This window comes from Halogeometricum sp. CBA1124 (assembly GCF_009741955.1).
GTDB classification, from domain to species: Archaea; Halobacteriota; Halobacteria; order Halobacteriales; family Haloferacaceae; genus Halogeometricum; species Halogeometricum rufum.
On the sequence record NZ_WPCD01000059.1, the window covers coordinates 1 to 17160 of the forward strand.

At 67.6% G+C, this 17160-nt stretch carries 17 protein-coding genes, 1 tRNA gene and 4 pseudogenes; 6 read left to right on the forward strand and 16 right to left on the reverse strand.

From position 1 onward, the window contains the following. Positions 1 to 394, reverse strand: a 394-nt coding sequence (locus tag GJ632_RS09515; RefSeq protein ID WP_191452789.1) for an aminotransferase class I/II-fold pyridoxal phosphate-dependent enzyme, incomplete at its 3' end; no start/stop codon positions are given. A gap of 146 nt (positions 395 to 540) precedes the next feature. Between GJ632_RS09515 and GJ632_RS25895 the strand changes: the two are divergent. Continuing rightward, positions 541 to 1364: pseudogene (locus GJ632_RS25895) on the forward strand (formate/nitrite transporter family protein). Positions 1365 to 1522: 158 nt separating this feature from the next. Here GJ632_RS25895 and GJ632_RS09525 read toward each other — a convergent pair. After that, the gene (locus tag GJ632_RS09525) at positions 1523 to 1735 is read right to left on the reverse strand and encodes a hypothetical protein (protein ID WP_231751448.1); all 213 of its coding nucleotides are present in this window, start codon (positions 1733 to 1735) and stop codon (positions 1523 to 1525) included. A gap of 81 nt (positions 1736 to 1816) precedes the next feature. Between GJ632_RS09525 and GJ632_RS09530 the strand changes: the two genes are divergently transcribed. Next, the gene (locus GJ632_RS09530) at positions 1817 to 2587 is read left to right on the forward strand and encodes a hypothetical protein (RefSeq protein WP_343161110.1); all 771 of its coding nucleotides are present in this window, start codon (positions 1817 to 1819) and stop codon (positions 2585 to 2587) included. Positions 2588 to 2669: 82 nt separating this feature from the next. On the opposite strand, the gene GJ632_RS09535 is transcribed toward GJ632_RS09530, so the two are convergent. The 11 genes and pseudogenes from GJ632_RS09535 to GJ632_RS09575 all read right to left on the reverse strand — a co-directional run bounded on the left by GJ632_RS09535 (position 2670) and on the right by GJ632_RS09575 (position 13298). Then, a complete protein-coding gene (locus GJ632_RS09535) occupies positions 2670 to 4148 on the reverse strand; it encodes a hypothetical protein (RefSeq protein ID WP_191452790.1) in 1479 nt (492 codons plus the stop codon). Beyond that, positions 4148 to 4483, reverse strand: coding sequence for a hypothetical protein (locus GJ632_RS23460; RefSeq protein ID WP_231751449.1), 336 nt, complete (start codon positions 4481 to 4483; stop codon positions 4148 to 4150). Before GJ632_RS23460 ends, GJ632_RS09535 begins: the two co-directional genes overlap by 1 nt. Next, the gene (locus GJ632_RS23465) at positions 4444 to 4680 is read right to left on the reverse strand and encodes a hypothetical protein (protein WP_231751450.1); all 237 of its coding nucleotides are present in this window, start codon (positions 4678 to 4680) and stop codon (positions 4444 to 4446) included. The genes GJ632_RS23460 and GJ632_RS23465 overlap by 40 nt, the downstream gene beginning before the upstream one ends. After that, on the reverse strand, positions 4667 to 5647 hold the full coding sequence (locus tag GJ632_RS09545) for a hypothetical protein (protein WP_343161111.1): 981 nt from the start codon (positions 5645 to 5647) through the stop codon (positions 4667 to 4669). The genes GJ632_RS23465 and GJ632_RS09545 overlap by 14 nt, the downstream gene beginning before the upstream one ends. Further along, on the reverse strand, positions 5644 to 5937 hold the full coding sequence (locus GJ632_RS23470; RefSeq protein ID WP_231751451.1) for a hypothetical protein: 294 nt from the start codon (positions 5935 to 5937) through the stop codon (positions 5644 to 5646). The genes GJ632_RS09545 and GJ632_RS23470 overlap by 4 nt, the downstream gene beginning before the upstream one ends. Next, positions 5934 to 6245, reverse strand: a complete 312-nt coding sequence (locus tag GJ632_RS23475; protein ID WP_231751452.1) for a hypothetical protein — start codon at positions 6243 to 6245, stop codon at positions 5934 to 5936. Before GJ632_RS23475 ends, GJ632_RS23470 begins: the two co-directional genes overlap by 4 nt. Next, the gene (locus GJ632_RS09555) at positions 6239 to 6718 is read right to left on the reverse strand and encodes a hypothetical protein (protein ID WP_231751453.1); all 480 of its coding nucleotides are present in this window, start codon (positions 6716 to 6718) and stop codon (positions 6239 to 6241) included. The genes GJ632_RS23475 and GJ632_RS09555 overlap by 7 nt, the downstream gene beginning before the upstream one ends. Positions 6719 to 6765: 47 nt before the next feature. After that, positions 6766 to 8814, reverse strand: coding sequence for a type II secretion system F family protein (locus tag GJ632_RS09560; RefSeq protein ID WP_191452792.1), 2049 nt, complete (start codon positions 8812 to 8814; stop codon positions 6766 to 6768). Next, positions 8811 to 12284: pseudogene (locus GJ632_RS09565) on the reverse strand (ATPase, T2SS/T4P/T4SS family). Before GJ632_RS09565 ends, GJ632_RS09560 begins: the two are co-directional and overlap by 4 nt. A 541-nt stretch (positions 12285 to 12825) precedes the next feature. Beyond that, positions 12826 to 12898, reverse strand: a tRNA-Arg gene (locus GJ632_RS09570). 130 nt (positions 12899 to 13028) lie between these two features. Continuing rightward, positions 13029 to 13298 carry a twin-arginine translocase TatA/TatE family subunit gene (locus GJ632_RS09575; RefSeq protein WP_089806091.1) on the reverse strand — a complete coding sequence of 90 codons (270 nt, stop codon included), beginning with the start codon at positions 13296 to 13298 and terminating at the stop codon, positions 13029 to 13031. A 272-nt stretch (positions 13299 to 13570) separates the two neighbouring features. Between GJ632_RS09575 and GJ632_RS09580 the strand changes: the two genes are divergently transcribed. The 3 genes and pseudogenes from GJ632_RS09580 (at position 13571) to GJ632_RS09590 (ending at position 15351) form a co-directional block, all read left to right on the forward strand. Next, on the forward strand, positions 13571 to 13954 hold the full coding sequence (locus tag GJ632_RS09580) for a DoxX family membrane protein (protein ID WP_191452793.1): 384 nt from the start codon (positions 13571 to 13573) through the stop codon (positions 13952 to 13954). Between the two features lie 43 nt (positions 13955 to 13997). Continuing rightward, positions 13998 to 14477 (forward strand): redoxin domain-containing protein, encoded by a 480-nt coding sequence (locus GJ632_RS09585; RefSeq protein ID WP_191452794.1) that lies wholly within the window; start codon positions 13998 to 14000, stop codon positions 14475 to 14477. A gap of 56 nt (positions 14478 to 14533) precedes the next feature. Then, a pseudogene (locus tag GJ632_RS09590) lies at positions 14534 to 15351 on the forward strand (HD domain-containing protein). Positions 15352 to 15390: 39 nt separating this feature from the next. Here the strand turns inward: GJ632_RS09590 and GJ632_RS09595 are convergent. The 3 genes from GJ632_RS09595 to GJ632_RS09605 form a co-directional block, all read right to left on the reverse strand. Further along, the gene (locus GJ632_RS09595; RefSeq protein ID WP_191452795.1) at positions 15391 to 16317 is read right to left on the reverse strand and encodes a mechanosensitive ion channel family protein; all 927 of its coding nucleotides are present in this window, start codon (positions 16315 to 16317) and stop codon (positions 15391 to 15393) included. Then, positions 16314 to 16520 carry a YhbY family RNA-binding protein gene (locus tag GJ632_RS09600; protein ID WP_343161112.1) on the reverse strand — a complete coding sequence of 69 codons (207 nt, stop codon included), beginning with the start codon at positions 16518 to 16520 and terminating at the stop codon, positions 16314 to 16316. Before GJ632_RS09600 ends, GJ632_RS09595 begins: the two co-directional genes overlap by 4 nt. A 91-nt stretch (positions 16521 to 16611) precedes the next feature. Continuing rightward, positions 16612 to 16890: a ribonuclease P protein component 4 gene (locus GJ632_RS09605; RefSeq protein ID WP_089806102.1), complete on the reverse strand. Its 279-nt coding sequence runs from the start codon at positions 16888 to 16890 to the stop codon at positions 16612 to 16614. Between the two features lie 115 nt (positions 16891 to 17005). Here GJ632_RS09605 and GJ632_RS09610 point away from each other — a divergent pair. Then, a pseudogene (locus GJ632_RS09610) lies at positions 17006 to 17160 on the forward strand (glycosyltransferase family 1 protein); the annotation flags it as partial.

The window sequence follows — 17160 nt, forward strand, 5'->3', positions numbered from 1 at the left end:
CCGTCTGCGAGAGCGGGTTCGGCCACGCGGGCGTCGGCACGACCACCTCGTCGCCGGGGTCGGTCACCGTCAGGAGGGTCAGATAGAGCGCTTCGACGCCGCCCGTCGTGACCACGACCCGGTCGGCGTCGGCGGCCACGTCGCGGCCGCGCAGTCGGTCGGCGATGGCCTCGCGAAGGGGAGCGATGCCCGCGTTCGCCGTGTAGTTCGTCTCGCCGTCCCGCGCCGCCGTCGCCGCCGCCTCGACGACGTGGTCGGGCGTCCGGAAGTCGGGTTCGCCGACTTCGAGGTGGACGACGTCGTCGCCGTCGTGCGCGGCCGCGAGGTCGAACAGCCGCCGTATCTGCTGCGGTTCTATCTCCGCCACCCGGTTCGAGACGGTCGGGTCGGTCATCGGTTCTCCTGCGTCGTCGGGGGCCTTGGCTGTTGGGTCGCCGGCGCCGTCGTTCGCTCCCCGTTCGCACTCCCGTGCGCCCGCGGTCAGCCTTCGTCGGCCGTAAGAAAGTCCACGCGACCCCGAAAACGCCGAGGGGAGACACGATGAGTTCCGAAACGTCCGGCCCGTCCGGCGCGTCGCTCTCGTACCGGCACATCCTCGAACGCGAGATGGAGAACGCGCTACAGGAGATACACCGCCCGCCGGGCGGCGTCTTCCTCTCGGCGTTCGCCGCCGGTCTCAACCTGAGTTTCGGGGCGCTGTTCATGGCGATGGCGCTGACGTTCTCGGGCGGGTTCGACTCCACGCTCGTCCAGCAGGCGGTGTTGGCCGGCGTCTCCGCCGTCGCATTCCTGTTCGTCGTCGTCGGCCAGACGGAACTGTTCACCGCGCACTCGACGATGGCCGTCCTCCCCGTCCTCGACGGGCGCGCGTCGCTCGGGGACCTCGCGCGCGTCTGGGGCGTGACGTACGCGGGGAACCTCCTCGGCTGTGCGGCGTTCGCCGTCCTCGCCGCCACACTCGGGCCGGCGATGGGCGTCGTCGCGCCGCGGGCGTTCGGCACGCTGGCGTCCGCACTCCTCCCGTTCCCGTGTGGGTGATTCTTCTCAGCGGCGTCGTCGCCGGCTGGCTGATGGGGCTCGTGACGTGGCTCTCGGCGGCCAGTCGCGACACCGTCGGCCGAGTGCTGTTCGTCCTCCTCGGCACCGCGACGATCGGCTTCGGCCCGTTCCACCACAGCATCCTCGGGACGACGGAGGTGCTCACGGCGGCGATACTCCTCGGCGACGTCGGCGTCGACGGCTTCGCGCACTTCCTCGTGTGGACGACGCTCGGCAACGTCGTCGGCGGGTCCGTCTTCGTCGGCCTGCTCAACTACGGCCACGTCGCGCTGGCGGGCGAGGAACACGACGTGGAGTTCGAGTGACGACGCGCGTCGACGGCCGTCGCGTCGCGGCGGCGCGCGTTCGCCGGACGCTCACCACCGGTCTTCGAGGTGGTCGCGCGACCCCTCGCTTCGGGACCGGTCGTCCCGAGACCGGGTGCCGTCGGCGACCCGATGTCCGGTCTGGTCCGCTCTCCCCTCTACGCGTCGGCGATGCGCTCGACGGAGTCGACGAGGCGGACGAACGCACCGAGGAGGTAGTACGCGAGGAACAGGCCGTACACGAGGGCGCAGAACAGGACGCCGAGCAGAATCTGTCCGGCGACGACGACGCTGTACGCGAGGACGAGGAGGCAGAGTACCGCGACTCCTGCCTTGACGCCCCGGGACGGGGCGGACGGCTGGTCGGACATGACCGGGTGTTGCACCGTTCAGGGTATCAAGATTGTCCCCTCGACACTACACTTAATTACCCCCTCGATGAACGGTTCGACGTGCCTCTGCAGGGAGACAGTCGGGGGGTGAGCGACGTGCTGGGGTTCGTCCTCGTGTTCGGCCTCGTCGTCGCCTCCGTCGGAACGGTGTACGCCTTCGGGGTGGGGGAACTCCGAGACGCGCGCGACTACGAACGGGTGAACAACGCCGAACGCGCGTTCGAGGTGTTCGCCGACAACGTCGACGACGTGGCCCGCCGCGGCGCGCCGAGTCGCGGGACGGAACTCAAACTCGCCGACTCCACGCTCGGATACGGCGAGACGACGGTGAACGTCAGCCTCGACGCCACGCCGGCGACGCCCGCCGCGAACGCGAACAACTCGACGGGTGCCGTCTCGCTGTCGCCAGTCGTGATGACCCTCGGCGACGCCGGCGAGGTGCGGTACGCGACGGGGGCCGTCCTGCGGACGGACGGGGACGGCCCGCCGCGGATGGTCCACGAACCCGACTTCGTGTTCGACGAGGACCGCGTCGTCGTCCAACTCGTGCGGTCGGTTCCTCAGGGGACCACGCAGGTGGGGGGCGAGCGAATCGCCCGCATCCGGACCGTCGAGACGTCCCGGACGACGCTCCTGACGCGGACCGACGCGTCAGTGACGCTCCGGTTCAACGTCTCGTCGCCGTACGCGCCGGCGTGGGGCGACTACTTCGAGTCCGAGGGGTTCTCCTGCGACGCCTACACCGACAGTTCGACCGCGGTGTCCTGCAGTCTCGACGACGTGTCGCGCGTCTCCGTCGTCCGCGCCACCGTCCAGACGGCGTTCGAGTGACGCCAGGCGGCGTTCGAGTGATGCAGAGGGCGACGCGAGCGGGGTCACAACCGACGTGGTTCGACCCGGCGGCGGTGCTCGGTCACTCCAGTTCGACCGTGACGTTGTTCTCCGTCACGTGGAGGAACGTGATGTATCGGGAGGAGGTGGTGGTGTCGTACCGGAGTTCGCCCGTCGAATCGTCCACGTCGAGTCGGGCTTTCCCGCTGTTTCCGGGGCCGTGCCAGACGCTCAGGTCGAACTCCGGCGCGAAGAAACTGAGGTAGTGTCTGGTGAGGTGGCCGGCCGCCGTCTCCTCGCCCGGCGTGAACGTGGTGTTCTCGCCGTCGGCACCCGAGTGGTTGAACTGCGCCTCCGAGGCGAGGGGAGCGTCCCACGTCAGCGACGTCTCGTCCGTCGCCCCGGGGCCGCCGTAGGTCATCGACATGGGACTCGTGTAGTTCACCGAGATGGTCTCCGTCGAGCAGTCGATGCTGACCGGCCCGGTTCCGGCGGGGATGCTGTCGTTCGTCCAGACGTGCTGGCTCCCGCTCCCGTTGCGGTAGTAGACGGCCATCGTCATGTCCGCGTCCTTCCCGTTCTTGCAGTAGTTCCCGATTCCCTTCGGGACGTGGACCACCGTCTCGTACGCCTGCGCGCCCTTCGTCGCGTAGAACGAGAAGTCCATGTTGTTGTTGCCGCCGTTGGACTTCGCGAGCGACACCTCGAACTGCTTGATGGGGTGTTTGGCGGCCATCCCGCGAATCTCGACGCCCTCGTTCTTCGCCGGGAGGGCGAACGACCCGACCATCCCCACGGTGGCGAGTTCCAGCGTCGCGGTCCGGTTCGCGTGGTCGAGGGTGACGTTCCCGGTGGTGCGCGTGCGGAAATACTCCGCCCATCCGCGGTAGAACTCGCTCTGGACGGTGACGTTCACCGACCCGTTGCGGACCGGATTGCGGTACGGCGTCGTCCCGTCGGCGTACGTCTCCCACCCCGGGCCGGACGCGTCCGGTTTCGGGTAGACGCGCGCCACCTCGTCGCGCCGCGAGACCACCGCTCGCACCCGGCCCGACCCGGAGTCGGCGTTCCGAACGCGGACCACGGGGAGCGTGAGCGTCGCGTCGCGGTAGTGGAACTCCGGCGGCGACACCATCGACGTGCCGCCCTCGCTCTGCCGCCAGACGCCGCCGCCCTGGTACGTCACGTCGGTGGTCTCGGTTCGGTAGGTGACCGACCCGAGCGAGGCGTTGTAGACCACTTCGTCGCTGTCGGCGGAGTAGTTGTAGTGAGTGATGCGTATCCACCCGTCGTCGGGCGAGACGGCGTACTGGCCGTCCGAGGAACTCCGAAGCGACACCGACTCGCGTCCGGTCTGTCCCAACCCCACCATCGCGGTGACGGCGTCGAACTGCGTCATCGACTGCTCGGCGCGTTCGACATCCACCGACTGCTGGGTCGCGGACATCGCCGACGACCCGACGCCGACGATGATGCCCGTCCCCAGGAGCGTCATCCCGAGGAGGAGGACGACGGCGACGGTGGAGGAGACGGCGCGCCGGTCGGGGGCCACCGACCGCATCAGACGCCACCCCCGGGTGCGGCGGCGAACGCCGACGGCGGCGCGACGGCGGGCGAGACGTCGTCGCCGGCCTCGAACGACAGCGTGTCGGCCGCCGGGTCGTAGACGACGACGACGCTCCCGCCGGCGAGACTGGCCGACTCGACGTCGACGCCGGTGCGAACCGTCACGGTCACCGACTCGCCCGTCCGACCGGTCGAGAGGGTGATGTCGTGCGTCCGCGGCGTCGTCACCGACGGTTCGCTCACCTCGATTCGGTAGGGCGTCCCGGCGACGGTCCGCGGGAGGTCCACGCTCACGCGGACGGCGTTCGCGCCGTCGCCGGCGCGGACCATCCGGTCGACGTCCGCGGTGCGGGCGGCGACGCGTCGGAGAGCACCGACAGTTCCCGCTCTGCGACCTGACTGCGCTGGTCGTCGACGTACTGGCCCGTCCCGACCAACAGCACCGAGACGAGAACCGCGGTGATGGACAGCGTCAGCACGTATCCGAGCGTCGTGGAGACGCCGCGGTCGGCCTCACGCGCCCGCATTCGGCACCCCCACCGTGGCGTTGTAGTGCGTCTGCGGACTGCGGTAGATAACGGTCACGTCCGCGGTGTAGACGGCCGCCGTGTAGAACGGCGTCCCGGCGTCGCGCGACAGCGAGGGAAACGCCCCGCCGTCGGCACGCCGGTCGACGGCCACCGAGTACGTCCCGGCGGCCGCGTTCGAGGAGACGAACGTCACGTCGAACGGGTCGTCGGTCGTCGCGAACGCCCCGAGGGCCGGACAGGACTCGCCCGCCAGCGTCGCCGCCCGCGCGTCGAGCGTCACCCGCCCGTCGTCGGGCGCGCGGCACGTCCGGACGGTTCCGTCCGGTTCGCGGACGGTCACGCCCACGTTCCCGTCGTTCCGTTCGTAGACGAACAGCGACCGGTTCTCGCCGTCCGTCTCGGTGAGGTTCATCCGGAACGCGCCGTCCGCGACGAGTTGGCTCACGTCGTCGCCGTCGTCGGCCACGGGGGCGAGCGCCGACGTAGAGAGGTTCATCCTCGGCCCGCGGACGCCCGTCGCGCCGGTGACCGCCGTCCACTCCGTCGCGCCGCCCGGACTCGACAGGGCGCGCGCGGCGTCCGTCTGTGCGACCCGCGACCCGTTCCGGACAGTCACGACGCGCGTCTCCGTCCCGGTTCCCGAGAGCGCGCCGTGGGCGGCGGCGTCGTCACTCCAGTTGGCGACCCCGCGGCGCAGCGACTCGTTCAACGCCCGATAGGCCCCGTCGACGCCGACGGCGCTCGAATCGTTGTCGTGGCGGTTGACGTACGCGACCGTCCGTTCGGCGGCGACGACGGCCTCGGTGCGGTAGTTGACGACCTCTGTGGACTCGCTCACGTCCGACCGGGTGGCGACGTTGCCGGTGTAGATGGTCGTGTTCACGAGGAGCGAGAGGACGACGAACAGCGTCGCCATGGCGAGGGCGGTGACGAGGATGAGCTGTCCACGGTCCCCGTCGGTCACATCCGCCACGTCACCACCTCCACGACGACGACGTTCCGGACGGGACCGTCGGGCTCCACGTCCGGGGCGAAGTACGCGTCCCCGGCGTCGGCCAGCGTCGTCGCCGTCGGATTGCCGTCTCGGTCCCGGAGCCTGTCGTCGTCGTACAGCGTGATGGTCCACGTCGCGGTGGAGGCGTGGTCGCTCGGTTCGCCGAGGTAGACGACCTGCTCGCGGATTCGCTGGTCGTTCCGCCAGAAGTAGACGTTCAGGTTGTACGCGACGCCTCTGTCGAGGAGGGCGTCGTTCACGCCCGGCCCAGCGCGGTGTCGTCGGGCGCGCCGTCGTGGTAGCCGTCCCACGGGGCCCCGTGCCACTGCCGCTTCGAGTCGTTCCAGTACAGCAGGCCCGCCCGGAGCGTGCCGTTGGCCGCCTGCGTCGCGAGGACGTCCTCGGCGACGGTGGCCTGGTGGTCCTCGATGCGTTGGTTCGACGTGCTGCCCGTCAACGGCGTCACCGCCGTCACTTGAAGCGCGAAGGCGACGCTGGAGAGGAGCAGGATGCCCGCGGCGATGGCCTCCAGCGTGTGGGCCTGTCCGCGACGGTCCGGCGTCACCACACCCTCACCACCAGTTGCCGCGTCCGGTCGTCGACGAGGACGACGCGCCGCGTCGTCGCCACGCCCCGGTTGTCGGGCACGGGCGGCCCGGCGCGGAGTTCGCGGGCCGAACCGCCGATGCCGGGCGGTGCGTCGAGTTCGGCGACCGTCTCGCCGTCGTAGACGGTGACGTTCACGGCGACGTGCTCCGAGCCGAGCGTCGCGGCGACGGTGTCCGTGCTGGCGTCGAAGCCGCAGTCCACGCCGGTGTCAGTTCCCGTCTGCACCTGCCTGAAGAACGACCACGTGCACGTCGCGTTCAACGCGCCCGGCGTCGCCGGGTCGCCGAGAGCGTCGCCGGTCAGCGTCGCGGCGAGTCTGTCGCTCGTCTGCGTCCGGTCGGACGACGCGAACGGCTCGAAGATGCCGGGGACGAACGCGACGACGAAGACGACGACGAGGAGGAACACGCTGACGCCGACGACGAAGTCCATCGTCGTCTGGGCCCTGTCGTTCGGTCGCGAGCGAGAGTCGCGCACGCTCATCCGACCACCGCCCACACCGCCAGCGCGATGGTCTGGAGTATCACGACGAACTTGACGCCCGAGACGATGTCCGCGCTCCGGATGTAGCCGCTGATGAACCCCGAGAGCGTCGCCTGCAGCGTCACCGCGTGGAGGAACAGCAGCGAGAGCATCGCCGTGTCTACGGACCCGCCGAAACTCGGCCCGCCCTGAACCGCCTGCGACCCCGAACTGCTCGCACTCGCCTGCGAGGTGAGTCCGGCCATCACGTCGAGGAACTGCGTCTTCAGGATGGCCATCACCGCCAGCAGCGTCAGGTACGTCATCAGGATGATGGCCACCTGCATCCGCGTCCGCGACTTCCGCTCGCGTTCGATGTCGTCCTGGTTCTCCGACGCCTGCGCCGCCGTCGTCAGCACGTCCGTTATCTGGCTCGACGCCTCCTGCGCCTTCGAGATGAGCTTCACCGTCCGGGCGAGGCGGGGGATGTGGTACTTGTTGTTGAACTCGACGAGCGCCGACCGGAGACTCATCCCGTAGTTCACCTTCGCGTGCATCACGTCGAACTCGTCGGCGAGTTTGCCCGAGGAGGTGTCCGAGACGGTCTTGACCGATTCCAAGAGCGTCTGACCGGTGTCGTTGGCGCTCGACAGTTTGCGGAGGTTCTCCGACAGTTTGCCGACGACGGCCTGTCGAGAGCGGTTGTTCCAGCCGTGGAAGAACGCCAGCGGGATGCCGACGACGTAGACGGGGACGTACCACCAGACGAACGTCCCCCAGATGGGGTTCTCCAACATGCCGTCCCACGAGAGGGGGGCGGCCCCGCCGACGACGGCCGTCAGCACGAGGACGGACGCGGCCGGGACGGTGAGGACGAGCGTGTAGAGCGGGTGGTCCCTGAAGAAGAGGTGCGGGCGTTCGAGCAGCCGTTTCGTCTTGTACGTCCCCTCCCGGGAGCGGACCCGGTCGAAGAGGCGGGAGTCGCCGACGAAGCTCTCGACGAGTCCCATGTGAATCAGCCCCTCCCGGTGGCTCTGTTCGAGGCGGTCGGAGGCGCCGTCGGGTCTGAGGTAGCCGTCCCCCGGTTCGTCCTGCTTCACCGTCGAGACGAGGACGAGGAAGCCGACGCCGGTGAGCGGAATCAGGCCGTACACCGTCGCGTACAGCAGCGACTGCTGGGCCTGCCCCAGCATGCTCATGATGACGAGGATGATGATGAGAAGCAGGGGGAACAGCGAGAGCGTCATGTACATCTCCCCGAACAGTTCCAGCGTCTCCAGCGTCATCTCCTGCTCCTGTTTCGCGGTGCGGAGGTGCTTCTCCTTCTTGTCGTCGAGGAAGCGCTCCATGTTGCCGCCGGAGTTGACGATGGAGAGCATGTCGGTCAGGAACTGCGCCAGTTCGTCCGACGGCGTCACCATCGCCTGGTCGCGGATGGCGTTTCGGTAGTCGGTACCGAAGTACTCCGTCTCCTGGACGATGCTCTGGAACTCGCGGGCGACTTCGCCGTACGTGTCCTCGGCGCGACCCATCGCCTCCAGAATCTCCAGTTGGTTCAGCCCGCCCACCGAGAGGGCGTACATGAACGAGATGGCGTCGGGGAGGAGCATGTTTATCTCCCGCTTCCGACTCGACGCCTTCGAGAACGGGACGGCGACCAGCGTGCCGAACCCGGCGCCGAAGCCGATGCCGCCGAAGACGAGGCCGGAGACGAGGACGGCGAACGGCATCGTCAGCGACTCCAGCAGTTCGGCCGTCCGCGCGTCGGGCGTCGGGAGACCGATGCTGACCGTCTCCGCGGTGACGACGCCGAACGCGAACAGCGAGTAGCCGAGCAGCGACCCCAAGAGCCAGAGCGTCCCGCCCGCGAGAGCGCCGACGGCGAGGGCGCGCGCGAGGTACAACTCCACCGTCGCGGGCATCCGGGCCTGTTCGAGTTTCCGCTCGACGTCGTCCACGAAGTCGCCGTCCTCGTCGAACAGGAGGCGGAACAGCGGGTAGAACGCGTCGCCGAGCGTGTCGGTGTCCCGGTCGAAGCCGCCGGTTCCGGGCGAGTCGAGACTCATCTACGCGCCTCCCTCGGTTCCCCCGTCTCCGTCGCGTCCGCGGTATCTTCGTCGTCGCTGTTTCGGCCGCTGTCCGCGGTGTCTTCGTCGTCCTCGTCGCCTGCGGCGGCGTCCGTCTCGGCGTCGTCCCCGCCGGCGTCCGGGTCGACCACACCGTCCCTGTCGGCCGAACCGTCGGTCTCGTCGGAACCGGTGTCGTCGCCGAGGGCGTCCTCGGGGTCGGCGTTCTCGAACTCGCCGAAGCCCCACCCCTCCTCCTCCAACTCCTCGGAGGCGTCCTCGCCGAGGAGTTCCTCGATGAACTCCTCCTCCGAGGTGTCGGTGCCGCCCGCGGGTCGGTCGGAGTCGTCGCCGTCGGCCGACTCCGGCGACCGGTCGTCGGCCCCGTCGTCCGTCTCGGGCGTCGCCGTCGCGTCTGCGTCGTCTCCCCCTTCGTCCGCGGACTCGCCGTCCCCGCCTTCGCCGGCGTCCAACGGGGGCGCGCCGCCGTCTTCTAGTTCGCCCGGTCCGTCGTCGTCGCTCGCGTCGAGTTCCGACGGACCGTCCTCGCCCGCGTCGAGTTCGGGGGTCCTGCCGCGTCGCCTCGTCCAGGGCGTCGAGGGCCGTTCGGTCCTCGTACCGCGCGCTCACGTCGGGTTCGTCCGCGATGTGCCGGAGGGCGTCGGCCACCTCGTCGGCGTCGCGGCCGCGATAGTCGGGGAACAGTTCCTCCTCGGCGCGGGCGAGAATCTCCCGGCAGAGTTCGAGGACCTCCTCGGGCGGGTCCGGCCGCGGGACCATCTCCTCCTTCTTGGGGTCGACGTTGATGTGGACCGACTCCATCTCGCGGAGGTCTTCGAGGCTGCGTTCGAGGTCGTCCTCGGCCATCAGCGTGAGGATGGTCTCGGAGTCGTTGATGAACGCCTGCAGCGTCGCGGCCACCTGCGTGTACGTGTTGAGGCCGCGTTCGATGAGGTACGCGAGGACGACCTGCCGCACGAACAGTTCGTGCTGAAGCGTCTCCTCGGTCCACCCGCGGTCGAACCGAATCTCCTCCAACGTGTTCGAGGCGCCCATCTGCAGGAACTCGTCGGTCTCGGCCTGCCACTGGTAGACGTCCTGGACGTTTATCTCGTCGTTCTCGGCGTCGTAGTGGTTTATCTCGGTCAGGGACTTGTTCCGGCGGACCTTGTTCCCCTGCACCCGCGTCGACGTCTGGATGGACACCAGGTCGAGGGCGGAGAACATCGTCTTCGAGACGTTGATGGGGTCGGTCGTGAAGCGCTTCAGCACCTCGCCCACGCTGTCGGCGTGGAACGTCGTGTACGTCGTGTGCCCGGTGGACATCACCTGAAACAGCGTGCGCCCCTCCTCGCCCCGAATCTCTCCCATCACGATGTAGTCGGGTCGCTGTCGGAGTGCCGCTTCCAGCAGGTCGAACTCGTCCACGTCGCCCTTGTCGTCGTCGGAGAACGACGGCCGGGTGACGGAGGCGATCCAGTTTCGCTGCGGCAGTTCCACCTCCCGGGTGTCCTCGATGGAGACGATCTTCGAGTTCGAGGGGATGAAAAGCGACACCGCGTTCAGCGAGGTGGTCTTCCCCGAGGCCGTCCCGCCGGCGAAGATGAGCGACTTGTGATTCTCGATGCAGAGCCACAGGAACGCCATCTCCTCCAGCGAGAACGTGTTCCAGTTCACGAGGTCGATGGGCGTGAACGGCACGTCCTTGAACTGCCGGATGGTGTAGTTGGTCCCGTGGTCGGACACCTCGCGGCCCAGCGTGAGTTGCGCGCGGGAGCCGTCCGGTAGCGTCGCGTCCACCTGCGGCCGCCGCTTGGAGATACCTTTCCCCGACCGCTGGGCGAGTTTCACGACGAAGTCGTCCAACTCGGTCTCCTCGTGGAGGACGTTCGTGATTATCTGCTCGTAGTCGGAGTGGTAGACGAACACCGGGGAGTTGTAGCCGTCGCAGGAGATGTCCTCGACGTTGATGTCGTGTTTGATGCCGTCGATTCGCTCGTAGCCGATGAAGTCCCGGCGGAGGTAGTAGAGCAGTTTCTCGACCTGATACTCCGTCAGCGTCTGGGCGTCGTCTTCGAGGACGGCCGGTTCGGGGCGGGCGGCGATGCCGTTCAGTCCGTCGTCCCGCCGCGGCGGTTCGGCGAACAGGCCGCCGAGACGGCCGCCGAACGACCCCTCGTCCAGGCCGAGTCGACGCGCGAACGACCCGAGCGACCCGTCGCGTGACTGCGACCCGCCGTCGGTCGCGGCACCGTCGTCCCCGAGTCCGAGACGGTCGAACAGACCGGCGACGGCGCCGGGGTCGGTCTCCTCGGTCGAACCATCGGGGCGGAACGAGAGCGAGAGTGCGTCCGAGTGGCCGTCGGGGCCGGGGTCGTACAGGTCGTACCGTTCCAACAGTTCGAGCGACTGTTGCTCGATGACGCGCCGGCGCGTCCCGTCGCCCGTCCCGATGCTGCTCTCGTCGTCGTACTTGATGGCCGTCCGCAACTTCCCGGTGAGAAACTCCGTGAGGTCCGTCTCGATGCGGTTCTGGTACGGTTCGACCACGTAGTACTTCTTCTCGTTCTCCTTGACGGAGTGGAAGAGGACGACGAACGAGTGGGGTTTGTTCACCCAGTACCGCTCGACTTCCCGAAAGTGGGTCTTCTTCTCCATCGGTACCGCCTTCTCGAGGTCGTAGCGGTTCGCCGCCGTCGTCCGGCCGCGTTCGTCCGAGAAGAAGGCGTCCTCGTCCAACTCCTCGTTCACGTCGACGGTTCGTTCCTCGACCACGTCGTCCAACTCCTCTGCGCGGTCTGCGCCGCGCGCGAGGGCGTTCTCGATACGTCGGGGTCGAACCCGAGAGCGTCCTCGGCGTCGAAGCGGTCTATCTCGCCGTCGTCGTCGCGGGGACGACTGCCGTCGTCCTCGTAGTAGTACTCCCGCTTGTAGTGCTCCCACATCCACGTGTCTTTGACGACGGGCGTGGTCTCGGGGTCGCAGAACTCGTCGAACGCCGCCTGGATGCGCTTGGCCTCGCCCGCCGCGTCCGCGATTTCGTCCTCGGTGTCGACGGGGTGGTGGCCGAGATACTGCTCGTCGGTCGGGTCCAGTTCGACGTTCTGCCAGTCGTCTCGCGTCGGCCGCGTCGGAGTGGGTGGTTCGTCGGCGTCGGCGTCGTCCCATCGGGACCCGCCGGACCGGTCGTGACTCTCCCGCGGGTCTCGCCCCCGGTAGAGCGACTCGACGTCCCCTTCCTCGCCGTACTCGTCGAGGAAGTGCGCCCACGTGTACTCGCCGACGCTGACCGTCGAGTCGTCCGCCTCGGCGGTCGCGTCCTGGTGGTCCCCGTCGGTCGCCGCGTCCCCCGGTGCGACGTCACCTTCCAGGGCCACCCGGTCGCCGCCGACCTCCCCCTCCAACGCGTCCTCGTCGTCGCCGTCCGAATCCCGTCGGACCGGCGAGGACGCGTCGTCGTCGGTAGCCATTGTTCCCCGGTGGTTGCCCCCCATCAAAAAGGCTTCTGGGGATTTAACGGTCTGTTTAGTGAGAATGCCAAGAGTTTGCACTCTGTATATTGTTGTATTTAATTTGGAATTCGGGAATGCAACTCCCGTGGTGCTTTATACCCCGTTTAAGTCCCGTTTATCTAACATTCTTTTTTGCGATAACGTCGGTCGTCGCCGCTCGGGTGTTCTGTCGCTTCTCGTAGGTCTAATACGAGATTAACTGACACGTTCGGCGGCTGTCGAGGTCGAATCGAGCGCTGAAGCTCGCACCCAGTCGGGCGAGTCGGTCGCGTCGCTGTTCTATCGGTGACGAGTCGTGAGCGGGAAGTCGCGAACGGTGCTCTCGGTCGGAGTCCGACGCGAGTGACGTGGCGGAACTCTCACGAGCGTAACGAGTGGCGGATTCGAACCGTGCCGAGACTCGCTTCGCTCGCCGGAAAACGGGCGTGACTGGGACTCCCGCGAGCGCAGCGAGAGGGAGTACGACACGACCGCGAGCCCGAGCGCAGCGAGGTCGAAGCGGGCGTGGCGGGATTCGAACCCGCGATCGAGAGGTTAGGAACCTCTCGCCCTATCCGCTAGGCCACACGCCCCGGCGTCGCTACGGGTGCGTCCCCTATAATACGTCCGAGTCGTGCGATTCGACCGCGCCGCGCGGCCGACTGTCGAACGCAGTCGCTCGGCGTGTCGCGTCGTCCGAGAAAGCCGGAGTGGAGAGAGCCTTCAGTTGGTTTCCGACGACGTCGAGGTGGAGGTGGAGGTGGCCGTCGTCGTCTCCTCGTCCTCCTCGTCGTCTTCGTCGCCGTTCTCCATCTGCTTGAGCTCTTCTTCGATTTCGTTGCGTCCGCGCTGGAACTCGCCCATGGCCTGACCCGTGGACCGAGCGAGCTTCGGAATCTTGTTCGCCCCGAACAGCAGCACGAGGACGAGCAGCACGATGAGGAGCTCCGGCCCACCCGGGATCCCTGGGAACAGGGGTACTATGGTTGACATCGCTAACTGGGCCTAACCTACTCGTAACTATAGGCTTTTTGCATCTCTCAGTCTCCTCGGCGGGCGTCCGAGCGGGCGCGAAAAACCGTCTCCGGCACCGTGAGTGCCTCTCGACGCCGATATTCGGCAATAAAAGACAATCTTCACAGACTGTCTTCGAATAGAACGTTCTGTCGGAAAAAACCGCTATCGAACGACAAAGGGTCAGCGAAACCAGAGAGCCCCTCCCCGACCGTCAGGGTTTCTCGTCTGCTGGGCGTTCAGACGGACGCATGCTAAACCGTCTGCTGTTCGTCGTGGCGCGACTGGCGTTCGGCGCCAAGTTCGCTCGCGACGGCTACGACAACCTCTCGAACCGCGAAGACATGGTCGGCTACGCCGAGAGCGTCGGCGTCCCGTTCGCGGACGTGCTGGTCCCGGCGGCGAGCGGTCTGCTCCTCGTCGGCGGCGTCCTGCTCGCGGTCGGTCTCGCACCCCTGTTCGGCGTCGTCGCCATCGCCGCGTTCCTCCTCGGCGTGACGCCGCAGATGCACGACTTCTGGAACATGGAGGGCGACCAACGGGCCGACGAGTTCGACGCCTTCCTCCGGAACGCCTCGTTCCTCGGCGCGGCCATCGCGTTCGCGGTGGCGATGCGCGAACGCGGCGAGAACTGACTGACTTCGGAACGTTCAACCGCGCCTCCGACGAGGATTGCGTATGCTCGAAGTCGGAGACGAGGCCCCGGACTTCACCGCACCGCTCGCGAACGGCGACGTCGAGTCGTTCACGCTCTCTGACCGCCTCGACGAAGCCCCCGTCGTCCTCGCGTTCTTTCCCGCCGCGTTCACGAGTACCTGCACCACCGAGATGTGCACGTTCCGCGACCGGATGGCGAACTTCGAGGACGTGGGCGCGACGGTGTACGGCGTCAGCATCGACACGCCGTTCACGCTCAACGAGTTCCGGCGGCAGAACGACCTCAACTTCGCGCTCGTCAGCGACACGAACCGCGAGATAATCCCCGACTACGACGTGTCGATGGACTTCGAGTCGGCCGGGGTTCGGAACGTCGCCAAGCGCGCGGTGTTCGTCGTCGACGCCGACCGCACGGTGTCGTACGCGTGGGTGTCCGACGACCCCGGCGCGGAACCCGACTACGACGAAGTCGCGGCGGCGGCGGAGTCGGCCCGGAACTGACCTCGGAGGGGGGCGACCGGAGATTCTTTCACCCCGCGAACGTAGTGTGCGACGGCATGGCCGAAGCAACAGACGACGTCACGGACAACGGCGGGCGAAAGTACGACCCCGACGAGAGTCACAGCTTCCCCGACGAGAAACTCAACGAGATACTGCCCACGCTCCTCGACGACCCCGAGGTGAACACGTATCTCAGAGCGCAGAACGTCAACGCCGTCACCCGAAAGGGGTACAACGACCACGGCGAGAAGCACATCGAAATCGTCCGCAACCGCGCGCTCCGCCTGTACGACCTCCTGAGGCCGGCGGCGTCGAGTTCAACGGCGCGGCCGAACAGGGCCTGAACGAGGAGGACGAGGCGGTCATCGTCGCCCTCGCTGCGACCATCCACGACATCGGGCACGTGGTCCACCGGGACGACCACGCCTACTACTCGATTCCGCTCGCCGCCGACCTGTTGGACCGCTTCCTCCCGCGGTTCTACGACACCTCGGAGGTCGTCCGGATGAAGGCGGAAGTGCTCCACGCCATCCTCTGTCACCACACCGAGGAGGACCCCTTGACGACGGAGGCGGGCGTCATCCGCGTCGCGGACGCGCTCGACATGGAACGCGGCCGGTCCCGGATTCCGTACGAGAAGGGCGGCCGCGGCATCAACACGCTGTCCAGTCAGGCGATAGACAACGTGACGCTCGAACCGGGCGACAGCAAGGCCGTCCTCGTCGAGATAGAGATGGTCAACGCCGCGGGCGTCTACCAGGTGGACAACCTCCTGAAGGCGAAACTCCACAAGTCCGGACTGGAAGACCACGTCCGCATCGTCGCGGTCAACACGAAGGCCGACGACCAACTCGTCGAGCGCATCGAACTGTAGCACGCGCCGGAGGACGCGAGAACCGTTCGTTCCCTCGTCTCAGTCGTCGAGCGAACCCGAGACCTCTTGCAGGCCGGCCACCGTGAGTTCGCCGCCGAGCGTCCGGTTCGGGTACGGGATGTCGATACCCAGTTCGTCGAACCGCTGTTTGACCCGCTTGATGTACTCGGCCTTCGTCTTCACGAAGTCGGCGCGACTGGGGTTGGATATCCAGAACCGCGAGGTGAGGACGACCGAGGAGTCGCCCAGTTCGGTCAGGCGGACCGTCGGAGCGGGGTCGTCCAGAATCTCCGGGTCCGACTGCGCCTCCTCGACGATGACCTCCGTCGCGGCGTCGATGTCGGCGTCGTAGCCGATGCCGAACGGCACCTGCAGGCGGAGCGTGTCCTTGGCGACGGGGTTCTTGATGACGCCGTCGGTGAGTTGGGAGTTCGGCACGGTGAGCAGTTCGTTGTCGAACGTGCGGACGCGCGAGACGCGGAAACTGATGTCCTCGACGACGCCCGAGTTGCCGTCCCACTCGATCCAGTCGCCGATGCGGAACGGCTTGTCCGTGTAGATGAAGACGCCGGCGACGAAGTTCTGGAGCACGTCCTGCATCGCGAAGCCGATGGCGAGCGTCGCCGCCGCCGCGATGGTCGCCAGCGACTGCAGGAAGTTCGGAAGCCCCGCGGCGCCGAACGCGACGGTGACGGCGACGAAGACGACGACGATTCCGAGGAGACGCCGGAGCGGTTTCTGTGCGTGCGCTTCGAGGTCACGCGAGTTCATCACCCGGTCGGCGAGTGGGAAGGCGAGCCCCCGACCGAGCAGGTAGACGGCGGCGAACGCGGCGGCGAACGCGATGATTCGGCCGAGGAGTTCGGCGACGCCCGCCGGAATGCCGAACCCCGCGAGGAACTCGCCGACGGCCTCGTACAGGCCGGAGTCGGCGCTCTGTTGGAGGGCTACAGCACCGATACTCATCGATGGACGACGCCGGTGTTCCCCCGGGTCTCGACGACGTCGGCGTCCACCCGCCCCGCGAGTTCGTCGGTGAGTTCCTCGACGGTGGTGCCGGCGCGCGCCGACCGCAGGAACTTGATCTTCACCAGGTCGCTGCGCTTCAGTTGGTCGTCCAACTCCTCTTCGACGGCGCTGATTCCGCTCTTGCCGACCCAGACGGTCACGTCGAGGTCGTGCGCCTCCTTCCGAGGTCGTGGTCAGTCATACGTAGCTTCAACGGGTGGAGGGGTTTGAACGTTGAGGATTCGGCTCGTCTCACTCGAACGGGTAGCGCTCCGTCGCGCCGCACTCCAGACAGCGGACGACGACGCGGCCCCGGTGGACGCGGACGCGGGCGTTCCGACCCGGTCGGAGGTAGACGTCGCAGGCGTCGCAGGTCGAGCGCTGAAACGACTTCGGCAGACCGCACCGGTTCCGCTCCGCGAGGCGGCGGGCGAGACGGACGTACTCGCGAGCGCGGTCGTACTCGTCCTCGGTCGCCGCCTCGCGGGCGAGTTCGTGCAGGCGCTCGATGCGTTCCTCCGCGATGCTCATGTCCCGAGGAGAGAGACCGCCGGGCAAAGTCGTTCCGCTCCGACCGCGGCGGGGGCGCGCGGTCCGACCGCGAGTCGGTAGGGTGAAACCGTCCCCCGCGGAAGTCGGAGTGACCGTGAGTCTCCGCGCGCTGAACTACCTCGAACTCGAATCGCACCTCGACCGGAGCGGAATCGGGACGGCGGCCGACCAGCAACGCGCGGCGCTCGAACGGACCGACGTGGACGTCGTCACCTCGCCGTGGCAGGGCGGGTCGCTCCCCCGCGCGGG

Coding starts and splice junctions, on each gene's coding strand:
- GJ632_RS09525 (WP_231751448.1), bottom strand. CDS start 1,735: ATGTCCGACCAGCCGTCCGCCCCGTCCCGGGGCGTCAAGGCAGGAGTC.
- GJ632_RS09535 (WP_191452790.1), bottom strand. CDS start 4,148: ATGCGGTCGGTGGCCCCCGACCGGCGCGCCGTCTCCTCCACCGTCGCC.
- GJ632_RS23460 (WP_231751449.1), bottom strand. CDS start 4,483: ATGGTCCGCGCCGGCGACGGCGCGAACGCCGTCCGCGTGAGCGTGGAC.
- GJ632_RS23465 (WP_231751450.1), bottom strand. CDS start 4,680: ATGCGGGCGCGTGAGGCCGACCGCGGCGTCTCCACGACGCTCGGATAC.
- GJ632_RS09555 (WP_231751453.1), bottom strand. CDS start 6,718: ATGGACTTCGTCGTCGGCGTCAGCGTGTTCCTCCTCGTCGTCGTCTTC.
- GJ632_RS09560 (WP_191452792.1), bottom strand. CDS start 8,814: ATGAGTCTCGACTCGCCCGGAACCGGCGGCTTCGACCGGGACACCGAC.
- GJ632_RS09575 (WP_089806091.1), bottom strand. CDS start 13,298: ATGTCAACCATAGTACCCCTGTTCCCAGGGATCCCGGGTGGGCCGGAG.
- GJ632_RS09580 (WP_191452793.1), top strand. CDS start 13,571: ATGCTAAACCGTCTGCTGTTCGTCGTGGCGCGACTGGCGTTCGGCGCC.
- GJ632_RS09585 (WP_191452794.1), top strand. CDS start 13,998: ATGCTCGAAGTCGGAGACGAGGCCCCGGACTTCACCGCACCGCTCGCG.
- GJ632_RS09595 (WP_191452795.1), bottom strand. CDS start 16,317: ATGAGTATCGGTGCTGTAGCCCTCCAACAGAGCGCCGACTCCGGCCTG.
- GJ632_RS09605 (WP_089806102.1), bottom strand. CDS start 16,890: ATGAGCATCGCGGAGGAACGCATCGAGCGCCTGCACGAACTCGCCCGC.